The following is a 13,596-nucleotide window of genomic DNA, read 5'->3' as shown; positions in this document are numbered from 1 at the left end:
GTATCGACCTGTCGGCACTGACGAGTGGTTCGCGACGGAGCCAGAAACGCTCGAGGAACTCGGTCCGTTCAGCGCGGTGGTCGACGTCGAACAGGGCGTCGAGTACGAGTACCGTGCGGTCGCCGTCGCGAACGACACGCGGGCGACCGGCGAGACGCTAACGTTCCAAAAGGAGAAGGTAGACCCGGACAAGGACCTTCCCGAGGTCGCCACCAAGCCCGCGACCGACGTGAACGAGAAGACGGCAACGCTCAACGGGCAGCTGATCACGCTCGGTGACTTCGGCGAAGTGGACGTCTTCTTCCAGTACCGGATCGTCGGCGCGCCGGAGTGGCTGATGACCCCTGCACAGACGCTCACTGAGCCCGGGCCGTTCAGCGACGAAATCTCGGGCCTCCTCACGGGCGTCGAGTACGAGTTCCGAGCGATCGCCACGGCCAACGACGTGGTCGTCGCCGGACCGATCCAGCGGTTCACGAAGGAGCCCGACGAGAAAGAGCGACGAAAGAAGAAGAAACTCGAGAAGAAGAAACGCGCCTACGAGCGCAAGAAACGCGAGTACAAGAAGTACAAGAAAAAGTACGAGAAGAACCAGACCGATAAGAAGACTCTCGAGAAGAAAAAGCGCGCCTACAAGGACGCCAAGCGAAAGTACGAGAAATACCGGAAGCAATACTGGAAATACAAGCGGAAGAAAATCGCCTACAAGCACGAGAAAAGCGAGTACAAGAAATACAAGAAGAAGTACGAGAAAGGTCGCGTGAACAGGAAGAAATACAAGAAGAAGAAAGGCGCCTACAAGGACAAGAAACGCGCCTACAAAAAGACGAAGAAGAAATTAAAGTGCTGAAACGGTAACGGCGACTGATACTGTCGGACAACACGATTCGACGATCGGTCGCGAAATCGTGGCCGTCACCCGCGGGACGGCCGCAGTCGCGCGACCGACGTCTCACTGACTGCTGTCCGACAGTATGAGCACTCTCTTATACGCTCTACTCCCTTTCGTGCCGGCCGCGGCCGCGGTCGCTTCCCGCTGGCTCAGTTCACTGGTCTGACTCGAGCGCTTCCTCGGCGCGTCGGATCACGTCCCTGATCGCTAGCCCGGTTTCGGCTGCGACGGCCGCCGCGTCGTCGTACTCCGCGCTGACGTCGTAGACGTTGCCCTCGCTATCGCTCGCGATTTTCACCGGCACTTCGTAGACTTCGCCGTCGACCTCGAGGGTCACCGTCTCGAACTCCCGCTCGGCGATCCACCGGTAGGCCGCCCCCGCATCGCGAACGCCCAGCGTGCCCGTCTCTACGGCGAGCGCTCGAGCCACTCGCTCTCGATCGGCCGGCTTGCAGATCACCTTCACGAGGTGGCCAGGTCGGGACTTCTTCATCGTCACGGGTACAATCGAAATGTCCCGCGCGCCCGCGTTGGCCAGCCGCTCCTGGAGGCCGCCGAGGACCTCCGGCGTGGCGTCGTCGAGAGTCGTCTCGAGGACGGCGATGTCGTCTTTCACCAGCCCACCCCGTCCACTGCCGTCGCCGACCAGGACCCGCAGAACGTTCGGATGAGGGTCGAGGTCGTAGCCGCCGGCGCCGTAGCCCGAGGCCTCGAGGTCGAGCGACGGCAGCGACTCGACGCCGTCGGCGAAATGACCCAGGATCGCAGCGCCGGTCGGCGTCAGCAGTTCGGCGTCGACTGGCCCGCCACGCAGCGACCAGTCGGCGCGTTCGGCGATCTCGACGACCGCCGGCGTCGGGACGGGGTACTCCCCGTGGCTCATCGAGGTGGTGCCGCCGCCGGTCGACAGCGGCGTGGTGACGATCTCGTCGGGCTCGAGGTCGCGGACCAGTAAGGCGGCGCCGACGACGTCCGCGATCGCGTCGTCGGCACCCACTTCGTGGAAGTGGACGTCCTCGAGGGACTCACCGTGGACGCTGGCCTCGGCCTCGCCGAGCAACGCGAAGATCGCGAGCGCGTCGTCTTCGACCGCTGGCTCGAGGTCCATGTCGGCGACGATCTCGCGGACCTCGAGGTAGCTGCGGTGGGGGCCGTGGCCCTCGGCGTGGACGCCGTGGTCGTGGTCTTCGTGTCCGTGACTGTGGTCGCGACCGTGACCGTGGTGATGTCCGCTGTGGTCGTGTTCGTGTGTGTGCTCGGTCCCGTCTCCATCGCGGTCCGACGGCGCGTCGTCGTCGGTCAGGAAAACGTCGACCGTCGTCGACGAGATACCACACTCGACCGTCTCGTCGATCCGATACGCCACCTCGAGACTGTCGGGTACGGCCTCGAGGACGTCGGGGTCGGCGCCGGCGTCGAGCAAGGCGGCCAGGATCATGTCGCCGCTGGCCCCCATGCGGCCGTCGAACGCGAGGACACGCATACGTAGTCGACCGACTGGCACGGCCAAAAAGCCACCCGCTCGGTTCGCTCGAGGATCGACGGTGTCATCGACACGGCGGGTGTCGATACCACCAAAACCGACCGATGCCGGTACAGCTATGTATCTCCCTCCCTCAATTAGATATGGTAGCACCTAGCACAGGCAACGACTTGGGCTAGCAAAACAACTATCCGCACACGTAGCGGAGTAATCCATATCGCGGTTCATTCCGAATCATGAACGAAGTTCAACTGGAGGTTGCGAAGGCGTACCCGAACGACTCGGGTCGTGGTATCGCCCGACTCGACCCGGACACGCTGTTGCATCTGAAGCTGAGTCCGGGCGACATCATCGAGATCGAAGGCGCGGACACCACCGCTGCGAAGGTCTGGCGTGCCGATCGCCAAGACTGGAACACGGATACGGTCCGTATCGACGGCTTCACCCGCCAGAACGCCGATGTCGGGATCGGTGAGCGAGTGACGATCCGGAAGGCCGAGGCCACGAAGGCCGACAAACTCACCCTCGCGCCGCCCGAAGAGGCGTCGGTCCAGTTCGGTTCCGACGCGGCGGGGATGGTCAAACGCCAGATCCTCAAACGGCCGGTCGTCGGTCGCGACATCGTTCCCGTCATGTCCTCGACGAACCACCCGTTCATGCGATCGCCGGGGCAAGCAATCCCGCTGATCGCCGTCGAGACCGAACCGGAGGGAGTCGTCCTCATCACCGAGGACACCGACGTCGAACTCCGCGAGGAGCCAATAAGCGGCTTCGAGAAGACCGGCGGGGGCATCACCTACGAGGATATCGGCGGGCTCCAAAGCGAGATCCAGCGCGTCCGGGAGATGGTCGAGTTGCCGATGAAACATCCCCAGATCTTCAAGAAACTGGGGATCGAGCCCCCACAGGGTGTCCTCTTACACGGGCCGCCCGGCACCGGGAAGACGCTGCTCGCGAAGGCCGTCGCCAACGAGACCTCCGCGAGTTTCTTCTCGATCGCGGGGCCGGAGATCATCTCCAAGTACTACGGTGAGTCCGAACAGCAGCTGCGAGAGATCTTCGAGGACGCCAGCGAGGAGTCCCCGTCGATTATCTTCATCGACGAACTCGACTCCATCGCGCCCAAACGCGAGGACGTCACCGGCGAGGTCGAACGCCGGGTCGTCGCCCAGCTGCTGACGATGATGGACGGCCTCGAGGCACGGGGCCAGGTCATCGTCATCGCGGCGACGAACCGCGTCGACAGCGTCGATCCCGCGCTCCGTCGACCCGGCCGATTCGATCGTGAGATCGAGATCGGCGTCCCCGACGAGGTGGGTCGCGAGGAGATCCTCCAGATCCACACCCGTGGGATGCCCCTCTCGGACGACGTCAACCTCTCACACCTGGCCGACGAGACCCACGGTTTCGTCGGCGCCGACATCGAGAGCCTGACCAAGGAGGCGGCGATGAAGGCCCTGCGGCGGTACTTACCCGAGATCGATCTCGACGAGGAGGACATCCCGCCGAGCCTGATCGACCGGATGATCGTCAAACGGGAGGACTTCCGTGGCGCCTTAAACGAGGTCGAACCGTCGGCGATGCGGGAGGTGTTGGTCGAGTTACCCAAGATCTCCTGGGACGACGTCGGTGGGCTCCACACTGCCAAAGAGCAGGTCCAGGAGTCCGTCGAGTGGCCGCTGAACAACCCCGAGCGGTTCGCTCGACTGGGGATCGATCCACCGGCCGGCGTCTTGCTCTACGGTCCACCCGGTACCGGGAAGACGCTCATGGCGAAAGCCGTCGCCAACGAGACCAACGCGAACTTCATCTCGGTGCGTGGCCCGCAACTCCTCTCGAAGTGGGTCGGCGAATCGGAGAAGGCCATCCGCCAGACCTTCCGCAAGGCCCGGCAGGTCTCGCCGACGGTGATCTTCTTCGACGAACTCGACGCGCTCGCACCCGGCCGGGGCGGTGAGACCGGCTCGAACGTCTCCGAACGAGTCGTCAACCAGCTGCTGACCGAACTCGACGGCTTAGAGGAGATGGAGAACGTGATGGTCATCGGCGCGACCAACCGGCCCGACATGATCGACCCCGCACTGCTGCGGTCGGGGCGGTTCGACCGGCTGGTCATGATCGGCGAACCCGACGTCGACGGGCGCGAACGCATCCTCGATATCCACACCCAGGACACCCCGCTGGCCGCGGACGTCACCCTGCGGGAGATCGCCGAGATCACCGACGGCTACGTCGGCAGCGACCTCGAGTCGATCGCCCGGGAGGCAGCCATCGAGGCGCTGCGTGAGGACGAGACGGCCGACGTCGTCGAGATGCGTCACTTCCGCCAGGCGATGGAGAACGTCCGGCCGACGATCACCGACGACATCTTAGACTACTACGAACAGATCGAAGAGGAGTTCCAGGGCGGCTCGGCGGGTCCAGGACCGACGGGTCGACGCGACAGTCGGATCGGCTTCCAGTAATCGGTCTGCTGTCGTCACGTTCCGTCGGTTGCCGACCCCGTGTGGCGATCGGCGGACGATCGGGACAGCAGTCCGAACACCTCGACGATCGCGATCTCCAGTTTTCGGCGGCTATTTCGACGGCTCGAGTCGATACGAGTCCATACTGTGAACCGATCGCGATGGGTTCCGACGTCGACACAGTTTCGTTACCGTTCTGTGAGACGAACGGGTCGTAAGCGGCGACTAAACGCAGTATATTTCGATTGGGCCGCTCGTGCCTCGAGGATGGTCGATCTCCCGATCGACCGAAAGCGCCCGTGGAACCCGTGATTACTCGGTTCGGCACGACCTTCGATTCCATAAGCGGTCACATCTGTGTGAAACGCTCGCACCCATATATGTGCCAGCAGTCAGCTAGATGAGATGTATCCAAGGCCGATGTCGAAATCTTCTACCGCTGGTGATCGGGCGGCCGGTGACCAGCACGGCGACACGTCCCGTAAAGCGGTCGAGGAACAGGACGATAACGACCCGAACGACGAACTCGTACTCGAGACCGTCGCGCCGACGCTCGCGAAACCGATCCGCAAGGCCGGATTCTGGGGTGCGATCGTTCTGTCGGTAGTGTATCTCCCGGTCCTCGCCAATGGCCTGTCGTCGTCGCTCGAGTTCGGCGTCTTTCTGGGCGTACTCGGGGTCCACCTCGGCGCGCTGTACGTCGGACACGCCCACCGACGCGAGTGAGGGCGGTCACCGACGTAGCATGGTGGCGATCGCGGTTACGAGACGAAAGCGAAAGCGAAAGCGGGGCCGCTACTGGTGCTCCACGGGGGCGCTGATGGGGCATTCGACCGATCGAACGGACGATGGCGGTCGGTCGTCTTTAGAGCGAGGAGAGCTGGCGGAGTTCGGGGTCCTCCTCGGTCTGTCTGAACTGCTCGAGCAGCGGCTTGATGTCCTCGAACCCGTCGTCAAGGACGATGTCGCCGCTTCGCAGGTCGTAGTCGATGATGCCGTAGTCCGCGAGCCGCGGGAGGTGGTTGTGGACCAGCGAGACGTAGATCTGCTGTCTGATCTCCTTGTCGACCTGGTCGGGCCGTACGTCGCGTTCCCAGGCAGCGATCTCGGTGACGAGGTCTTCGACGTTTCCACCGCCGCGTTCCGCCAGCTGGTAGAGCAGGTATCGACGCTGGGACTCGGCGAGCAGGGAGCAGGCAGCCTCCATCCGGGTAGCGGTCGCGTCGTTCATATCTCTGCCAAGGCCCCTGCCGGTATTACCCCTGCTGCCAACACAGATAGGCCGGCTCAACTGAACAGTCGCTACTCGAGCAGGACGATTTCCTACGATACGAGGTGCAGAGACGGTCATACCACCGATTCATGAATTCGTGGCGTTGTCGTCTCGTCGCTCGAGTCGGTCTCGGGCCACTCCATGGAGATGGCAGGCGACGAGGTGCGTTCCGTTCCCGAGTTCGGGATCCTCGCGTTCACAGACGCTCTCGTAGGTCTCGCGCAGTTGGGTCACAGCGCCGTCCCAGTCGCCGGCCGCTAGCTCGGTGAGCGCATCGGTGACGATCTCGTCGTGGGGCTCGGGAAGCGGTTCGTCGAGCAGTCGCGATTTCAGCGTGGCGACGAACTCGGGGACATCCGCGGACTGGACGGCGCCGTCCGCGACGTCGAATCTCCCGTCGTCGCCGACCGACTCGAGCGAGACGTCCCGGCGTTCGATCCGTTCGCGAAGCGTCATCAGTTCCCGGTAGGTCTCCTGGTCGATCTCGAGGTTTTCCGGCGGGATCACCATCGGACACCTGGTCCGGAACCGACAGCCACTCGGCGGGTCCCGCGGCGAGGGGACGTCGCCGGCGAGTGTCTCCCGATCGCGCTCGCGTTCGTCGGTCGAGGCCCGGGGGACGCTCTCGAGCAGCGCCTGCGTGTAGGGGTGTTTCGGGGACTCGAAGAGGTCGTCGACGGGGCCGACCTCGACGATCTCGCCCAGATACATCACGGCCACGCGGTCACAGACGTGACGGATCACGGAGAGATCGTGACTGATCAGAAGGTAGGTGAGTTCGAACTCGTCTTGCAGGTCGTCGAGTAAGTTCAACACCTGGGCCTGGACCGAGACGTCGAGTGCCGATGTCGGCTCGTCGAGCACGAGAAAGTCGGGTTCCAACGCCAGCGCACGGGCGATACCGATCCGCTGTCGTTGTCCGCCCGAGAACTCGTGGGGGTAGCGATCGAGCTGGTCGGCCGAGAGTCCGACGCGCTCGATGAGGTTCCGGACGCGTTTGCGTCGGTCGTCTTTTCCCCCGACGGCGTGGATGTCGAGGGGCTGTCTGACGATTTCGCCGACCGTCATCCGCGGATCGAGACTGGAAAAGGGGTCCTGGAAGACGATCTGGGCCCGCCGACGGAACGCGTCGAGGTCGTCGCCCTCGAGTTCGGAGACGGTCTCGCCGTCGAACACGATCCGGCCGTCGGTCGGCTCCTGGAGGCGAAGCAGTGTCTCGCCGGCGGTCGACTTTCCACAGCCCGACTCGCCGACCAGTCCCAGCGTCTCCCCCTCGTAGATCTCGAGGCTCACGCCGTCGACGGCACGGACGGGAACCGGGTCCTCGCCCAGCAGGCGATCGAACAGCGAGTCGTTCTCCCAGAAGTACTTCTGCAGGTCGTCGACGCGGACGAGTGGCTGGTTCGATCGCTCGGTGCTCATCGGCGGTCACCTCCGGCGTCGTCGACTGGCGGCTCCGCACGGTCCGGTTGGACGTCCGTTTCCGTCCGATCGGGATCGGCGTGCTTGTCGGCGGCGACACGTTCCGTCTCGCCGAAGTACTCGTCGGGCAACGCCCGTGACTCGCCGTAGCTTCTCTCGGCGAGGACACACCGGGCCGCATGATCGTCGCTGCCCGCGGCGTCGAACTCCGGTGGATGCTCGAGACACGCCGCCATGGCCTTCGGACACCGATCGGCGAAGTAACACCGGTCGTCCATCGCTTCGTCGAGCAGACTTGGGACGTTTCCCGGGATCGGCTCGAGCCGGCCGGCCGCGCCCTCGAGGTCGGGGATCGAGCCGAGCAGCCCCTCGGTGTAGGGATGGACGTGATGGTCGAAGACGTCCTCGATCGTGCCCCGTTCGACGATCTCACCGGCGTACATGACGCCGACTCGGTCACACATCCGGGCGACGACGCCGAGGTTGTGCGTGATCAGCAGGATCGTCATTCCGGTCTCGGCCTGGAGCTCGTCGAGGAGATCGAGGATCTGAGCCTGGATCGTCACGTCCAGTGCCGTCGTGGGCTCGTCGGCGACCAACACGTCCGGCTCGCCGGCAAGCGCCTGGGCGATCATCGCTCGCTGGAGCATTCCGCCGGAGTACTCGTGGGGATACTCGTCGGCCCGTTCGACGGGGTCGGGGATGCCGACGAGTTCGAGGAGTTCGACCGCACGATCGCGGCTGTCCTCAGTAACGTACTGCTTCGAGGGAAGAAGCGTCGAGAGCGCGTACGACGTCAGCGAGTACTCGTCGCCGCGAGTGCGTGCCCTCGTCGAGCGAGGGGTCGCCGTCGCCCGCCGCTGGACTTCGACGGCCTCCGCGAGCTGTTCGCCGACCGTCAGGCTGGGGTTGAAGCTGCTCTCGGGGTCCTGGAAGATCATACTGAACTCGGTGCCCCGGAGCGACCGCCGGACCGACTCGGGAAGTTGCCGGAGATCGACCGCGTCGCCGTCGACGGCCGCGGGGTGGTCGTCGCGGACTGCCTCGGCGAGGTCAGCGTTTCGATAGCGGATCTCGCCGTCGGTGATCCGTCCTGGCGACTCGATCAGATCCACGATCGAACGGGCGGTCACCGACTTTCCGGAGCCACTCTCGCCGACGATACCGAACACTTCACCCCGGTCGATCCGGAGATCCAACTCCGAGACGGCGTTTATCTGTCCCTCTTCCGTGAAGAATCGCGTCGACAGTCCGTTCACCTCGAGTATCGGTTCGGTCACGTTAGACACCTCCTTCGCCCTCGATGTTCGGGTCGAGGGAGTCCCGCAACCAGTCGCCGAGCAGGTTGATGCTGATCACCGCCAGTACGATCGCGATGCCCGGAATCGTCGAGATCCACCAGGCCGTCCGCAGGTAGTCTTCGCCCTGGTAGATGTCGTACCCCCACGACAGCGTCGTCCCCGAAAAGCCAAGGTACGCAAGCGAAGCCTCGAGCAGGATGATCGCCGCAACCTGGATCGTCGCGAGGACGATGATCGGCGTGACGCTGTTCGGGAGGACGTGTTTTCTGATGATCGTCAGATCGCTGGCTCCCATGCTCCGGGCGGCTTTGACGTACGCCTCGCTTCTAACCGCGAGTGCCTCGCCTCTGGCGACCCGGGCGAACCAGACCCAGTTGACGAGCGCGACGACGAGGGTGACGGTGCCGGGCAACACCGCCGACTCGGGCATCCCGTCGACGAGGCCGGCTCTGACGATCGGGTCCGGAATCGCGATCTCGCCGCGTCCGAAGACGCCGATCAACGCCACCGCGAGGACGAGCGACGGGAACGCGAGCATCATGTCCGCGACGCGCATCAGCGAGTCGTCGATCCGGCCGCCGTAGTAGCCGGCGACGAGGCCGAATGGAACGCCGAACGCGGCTGCGATCCCGGCTCCGAGGATCCCGACCATGAGCGACGTCCGCGCGCCAAAGAGGACCCTCGAGTAGACGTCCTGTCCGAGGTTGTTGGTGCCGAGGTAGTGGTCCTCGCTCGGTTCGACGGTGTGGGCGACCTGTTCACGGCCGTCCTCGCCCTCCTCCCAGGTGTGGGTCTCGTGGCTCACGCCCCAGGGTGGATACGGGCTCCCCTCCTCGTCGTAGTGCCCCGTCGTGGTCGGATCGTGGGTCGCCAACACGGGGGCGAAAAGCGCAAGCAGCAGGATCGCGATCATGATCGTGAGGCCGAGTTTGGCCAGCAGGCTCTCGCGGAACTCGCGTTTCAGGCTCGAGCGAAGCCGGTTGGAGATCATTCGGCGGTCACCTGCGGGTTGAGAGCGGCGTAGATCGTGTCGACGACGATGTTGATGAGGACGAAACTGACGGCGATGAAGATGAGGATCCCCTGTGTGAGCGGCCAGTCGTCCGAGCGGATCGAACTGATGAGCCGCGATCCGAGGCCGGGCCAGTTGAACACCTCCTCGGTGATCACTGCGCCGCCGATGAGGGTCCCGAGTTGTAGTCCGAGGACGGTGACGATCGGGATCATCGTGTTCTTGAGGACGTGTTTGTACCGGATCAACACGCCCGGGAGTCCCTTCGCTTCGGCCGCCGTCACGTACGGTTTGCCGAGTTCGTCGACCATGCCGCTGCGGGTCAGTCGGGTGATCAACGCGGTGAAAAACGTCCCCAGCGTGATCGCCGGCAAGACGATGTGGCGGGCCCACGCGAGGAGATCGTTCGCGTGGCCCGTCGTCACCAGCGAGACGACCGCTTCGCCGAGTCCCACGGACCGGCCGCTGCTCGGGAAGATCCCCCACTGAACCGCGAACAACAGGATGAGCATGATCCCGAGCCAGAAGTTCGGCGTGCTGATGCCGACCAGCGAGAACGTCGTCGCCCCGTAGTCGGCCGGCTCGTTGCGTCTGGTCGCGCTGACGACGCCAAGCGGGATCGCGATGACGATGGCGACGACCGTCGCGGCGAGTGCCAGTTCCAGCGTCGCCGGCACTCGCTCTACGACCATGATCTCCACTTCCCGTCTGGACTGGTAGGAGTAGCCTAAGTCACCGACGACCAGCCCCTGGAGATAGTCGACGTACTGTACGTACAACGGTTCGTTCAGCCCCAGATCCTCCCTGACCTGTTCCTGGAGTGTCTCCGAGGCGCCGGGGCCGAGGATGACCGCGACCGGATCGCCCGGCGCGACGACACGAATGCCAAACGTTACCGTCACGACTCCCCAGATGACGAGCAGGCCCTGCAGCGTTCGTCTGAGCAGAAACTTGGCGAGAGACATCGAGTCAGTCGGTCAGTTTCGGTGTTAGTGGTGTCGTGGGCGCCAAGCGCTGTCGATCGCCCGAATCGCGACGCGTGATGTGTCGGCTACCGATACGGACGACGGTAGCCGTCGGTTCCGCTCGCGATAGTCGGGCGTTACAGCTCCATCTCTCCTGGATTGATCCGCTCGTCGCCTCGAGGCTCCCACTCGAGGTCGGAACGCACCCCGTAGACGCTCTCCTCGTTGTGGAGGAACACCCAGGCGGCCGCCTCGTGGATCTCCTCGTTGATGTCCTGGAGGAGCTGTTCGCGTTCGTCCTCGTCCTCGACCGTCTGGCTCTCGAGGATCGCCTCCTCGATGCGTTGATCGAGCACCGGCTCCTCGAGGTCCTCCTCGAGGAAGTTGTAGGAGGCCTGTCCCTCGACGAACCACGGCTCGAGCCCGTAGTTCGAGTCGTAGGTGGGGTTGCCCCAGCCGATGAGGAAGAAGTCGGGTGCGGTCGTCGGATCGCCGTCGAGAACCATCTCGACGAGGTCCTCGAACGGGACGATCTCGGCCTCGCAGCTGACGGTGTCCAACTCGTCGATCTGGCTGGCGGCGTACTCGGCGATGTCCGTGTCGTTCAGGTAACGTCCGTCGGGACAGGTGAGGGTAAGCGCTTCGCCCTCGTAGCCGCTTTCCTCGATCAAAGACTCCGCTTCGTCGGGATCGTAGGGGTAGGGCTCGAGGTCCGGATTGTGACCGAAGTGATCCTCGGGGACCGGCTGGCTCATCGGCTCGCCGAACCCGTCGTTGATGTCGCTGATGATCGCCTCGTTGTCGACCGCGTAGTTCATCGCCTGTCGGAACGCCTGGCTATCGAACGGTTCGTCGTCGTTTGGCATCACCAGGAAGATGTTCCGGAAGCTGACGACGGTTCGAATATCGAGTCCCTCCGCCTCGCTGATGTCGTGGACGTCCGCCGGCGGAACGTTCGTTACGACGTCGCTGGCCTCCGTCTCGAGGTCGGCGACCCGGGTGCTGTCCGTCGAGATCGCCTGGAATCGGAGCTGGTCGAACGGCGGTTCCTCGCCCCAGTAGTCGTCGAAGACCTCGTAAACGGCGTGTTCCTCGGCCTGAAACTCGACGAGCTGGTAGGGGCCGGTGCCGTTCATCTCGTCGGCGATCGGCTGCTCGCGTTCCTCGACCCACTCCTCGTCGACGACGCGGGCGAAGACGCCCAGTCCCGTCTCGGCGAGTTCGGGGTTGACCTCGTGTTCGACGAGGACGGTCGTCTCGTCCTCGGCTTCGGCCCCGGTGATCCCGGTCATCCCGTCGGCCTGTGGGCTCGGAATCCCGACCTCCTCGTCGACCTGTCTGTCGATGGTGTACGCGACGTCCGAGGCCGTCATCTCGTCGCCGTTGTGGAAGACGACGTCGTCACGCAGCGTCAGTTCGATCTCGCCGTCGTCGACGTGTTCCCAGTCGGTGACGATTCGCTCCTGGATCTCGCCGTCGGGCGTGAGATCGAACAGCGGTTCGTACACCGGATCGAACACGTTGTACGCGGGCGTCGCGTTGTGATCGTTCGGATCGGCGTTCCCGGCCAGTTCCCCCTGCGTGACGACGAACTCTTCCGGTCCTTCGCCGCCGAGACACCCCGCGACCGCGCCGAGTGTCCCCGCACCCGTCGCGGTCAGAAACGCCCGCCGACTCGTCCATCCACTGCCATGCTGAGACATACCACCCTATAGATCAGCAGAATATATAGATTTGGTGACACAAACACGATTCGATGAAATACATCCCTTCCTGTATATCGGAACCGAATACTGTCATCGAAACTGCTTATACCCGATTTGTCCGGGATAGAAGGACTCTACTCCGAGAATAGCGCGAATTACATCCGTGGTGTTTGTTATCGGGGACAGAATAGTTAAGTTGGCGAGTCACTTAGACGCTCACATGGCCGCTCACGGCCGGTCTGCACTGCGGGACCTGTTCGACGAGTCGCCCACACCCCACATCGCCCATCCCCCGCGGACTCACCATCGGGATTTCTACGTCGCTACCGACGGGTCCTTCCGGGAATCGGGCGGCGGACTGGGCGCCGTCATCGAAGCACGCGACGGAACGCGTGTCGCCCGCGTCGCGACCACGGACACGCCACCCGACAACAACGTCGCCGAGTACCGGGCGTTGCATCTCGGACTCGACGTTCTGGCAGCCCGTGCACCGCGAGACGCCTGCGTCGGCGTCCTCGTCGACCACGACGCACTCGCCAGCAACGTCAACAGCACCATCCTCGCGACGAACCACCCGGACGGGAAACCGCCGCGTCCCGTCTCCGTCCCGGCCGACACCCGGTATCACTGGCGCGGGATTCAGGCGCGGCTCAACGGCTTCGGCGAGGTCAGGGCCGCCCGAATCGACAGCAACCAGAACCCTGCCCACCCCCTCGCGAACGAGCCCGAACGTTACCAGCACGTCAACCGGAAGCCGGCACGCTGTGTCCTCCCCGAACGGCCGGAACCGGACCCCGTACCGGCCGAGTTCCCGCCGCCCTCGCGGGCCGACCGCAACGGCGGTAGCGGTCGCGCCTCGGACTGATACGGATTGCTGTACCGATGTGCCGGCGTAACCGCCGCCCGGGTCGCGGGGACGCCGGCACTGACGTACAGTAATACTGTCGGACAGAACTATTGTGAGAAGTTGCCGCTTCCGTCCGGCGAATTCTCTTCAGTGACTTCTGTCCGGCAGTATAAACCGTATGAGTGCCTACGACGCGTTCGGCACATCGCCGTGTCGACGAGCGGTGAGCC

Annotated in this window: 10 protein-coding genes and 1 pseudogene; 4 read left to right on the top strand and 7 right to left on the bottom strand. The window is 64.1% G+C overall.

Annotated elements, in window-relative coordinates:
- A pseudogene (locus tag RBH26_RS04865) lies at positions 1-850 on the top strand (hypothetical protein); the annotation flags it as partial.
- Between the two features lie 196 nt (positions 851-1,046).
- Here the strand turns inward: RBH26_RS04865 and larC are convergent.
- Complete coding sequence (larC, locus tag RBH26_RS04860; RefSeq protein WP_306756942.1) at positions 1,047-2,375, bottom strand: nickel pincer cofactor biosynthesis protein LarC; 1,329 nt, start codon at positions 2,373-2,375, stop codon at positions 1,047-1,049.
- 236 nt (positions 2,376-2,611) lie between these two features.
- Between larC and RBH26_RS04855 the strand changes: the two genes are divergently transcribed.
- Together RBH26_RS04855 and RBH26_RS04850 are read left to right on the top strand one after the other, a co-directional pair.
- Complete coding sequence (locus tag RBH26_RS04855) at positions 2,612-4,840, top strand: CDC48 family AAA ATPase (RefSeq protein WP_306756941.1); 2,229 nt, start codon at positions 2,612-2,614, stop codon at positions 4,838-4,840.
- 420 nt (positions 4,841-5,260) lie between these two features.
- The gene (locus RBH26_RS04850; RefSeq protein WP_306756939.1) at positions 5,261-5,566 is read left to right on the top strand and encodes a hypothetical protein; all 306 of its coding nucleotides are present in this window, start codon (positions 5,261-5,263) and stop codon (positions 5,564-5,566) included.
- A gap of 139 nt (positions 5,567-5,705) precedes the next feature.
- Here the strand turns inward: RBH26_RS04850 and RBH26_RS04845 are convergent, their stop codons facing one another.
- The 6 genes from RBH26_RS04845 to RBH26_RS04820 form a co-directional block, all read right to left on the bottom strand.
- The gene (locus RBH26_RS04845; protein ID WP_306756938.1) at positions 5,706-6,071 is read right to left on the bottom strand and encodes a hypothetical protein; all 366 of its coding nucleotides are present in this window, start codon (positions 6,069-6,071) and stop codon (positions 5,706-5,708) included.
- A 129-nt stretch (positions 6,072-6,200) separates the two neighbouring features.
- Positions 6,201-7,535 (bottom strand): ABC transporter ATP-binding protein, encoded by a 1,335-nt coding sequence (locus tag RBH26_RS04840; RefSeq protein ID WP_306756937.1) that lies wholly within the window; start codon positions 7,533-7,535, stop codon positions 6,201-6,203.
- A complete protein-coding gene (locus tag RBH26_RS04835) occupies positions 7,532-8,815 on the bottom strand; it encodes an ABC transporter ATP-binding protein (RefSeq protein WP_306756936.1) in 1,284 nt (427 codons plus the stop codon). The genes RBH26_RS04840 and RBH26_RS04835 overlap by 4 nt, the downstream gene beginning before the upstream one ends.
- Position 8,816: 1 nt before the next feature.
- Complete coding sequence (locus tag RBH26_RS04830; protein ID WP_306756935.1) at positions 8,817-9,827, bottom strand: ABC transporter permease; 1,011 nt, start codon at positions 9,825-9,827, stop codon at positions 8,817-8,819.
- Positions 9,824-10,813 carry an ABC transporter permease gene (locus tag RBH26_RS04825; protein ID WP_306756934.1) on the bottom strand — a complete coding sequence of 330 codons (990 nt, stop codon included), beginning with the start codon at positions 10,811-10,813 and terminating at the stop codon, positions 9,824-9,826. Before RBH26_RS04825 ends, RBH26_RS04830 begins: the two co-directional genes overlap by 4 nt.
- A gap of 137 nt (positions 10,814-10,950) precedes the next feature.
- Complete coding sequence (locus RBH26_RS04820; RefSeq protein WP_306756932.1) at positions 10,951-12,516, bottom strand: ABC transporter substrate-binding protein; 1,566 nt, start codon at positions 12,514-12,516, stop codon at positions 10,951-10,953.
- Between the two features lie 223 nt (positions 12,517-12,739).
- Here RBH26_RS04820 and RBH26_RS04815 point away from each other — a divergent pair, with 223 nt between their 5' ends.
- Positions 12,740-13,384 (top strand): ribonuclease H, encoded by a 645-nt coding sequence (locus RBH26_RS04815; RefSeq protein ID WP_306756931.1) that lies wholly within the window; start codon positions 12,740-12,742, stop codon positions 13,382-13,384.
- Positions 13,385-13,596: the final 212 nt, after the last annotated feature.

This window comes from Natronolimnohabitans sp. A-GB9 (genome assembly GCF_030848565.1).
Classification (GTDB): domain Archaea; phylum Halobacteriota; class Halobacteria; order Halobacteriales; family Natrialbaceae; genus Natronolimnohabitans.
This window is presented reverse-complemented; position numbering and strand designations above follow the sequence as displayed.

What these genes read in the sequence shown, in the direction of transcription:
- RBH26_RS04815 (WP_306756931.1), top strand. Translation starts at nt 12,740, where the DNA reads ATGGCCGCTCACGGCCGGTCTGCACTGCGGGACCTGTTCGACGAGTCG.
- RBH26_RS04825 (WP_306756934.1), bottom strand. Translation starts at nt 10,813, where the DNA reads ATGTCTCTCGCCAAGTTTCTGCTCAGACGAACGCTGCAGGGCCTGCTC.
- RBH26_RS04820 (WP_306756932.1), bottom strand. Translation starts at nt 12,516, where the DNA reads ATGTCTCAGCATGGCAGTGGATGGACGAGTCGGCGGGCGTTTCTGACC.
- RBH26_RS04830 (WP_306756935.1), bottom strand. Translation starts at nt 9,827, where the DNA reads ATGATCTCCAACCGGCTTCGCTCGAGCCTGAAACGCGAGTTCCGCGAG.
- RBH26_RS04845 (WP_306756938.1), bottom strand. Translation starts at nt 6,071, where the DNA reads ATGAACGACGCGACCGCTACCCGGATGGAGGCTGCCTGCTCCCTGCTC.
- RBH26_RS04850 (WP_306756939.1), top strand. Translation starts at nt 5,261, where the DNA reads ATGTCGAAATCTTCTACCGCTGGTGATCGGGCGGCCGGTGACCAGCAC.
- RBH26_RS04855 (WP_306756941.1), top strand. Translation starts at nt 2,612, where the DNA reads ATGAACGAAGTTCAACTGGAGGTTGCGAAGGCGTACCCGAACGACTCG.
- RBH26_RS04840 (WP_306756937.1), bottom strand. Translation starts at nt 7,535, where the DNA reads ATGAGCACCGAGCGATCGAACCAGCCACTCGTCCGCGTCGACGACCTG.
- larC (WP_306756942.1), bottom strand. Translation starts at nt 2,375, where the DNA reads ATGCGTGTCCTCGCGTTCGACGGCCGCATGGGGGCCAGCGGCGACATG.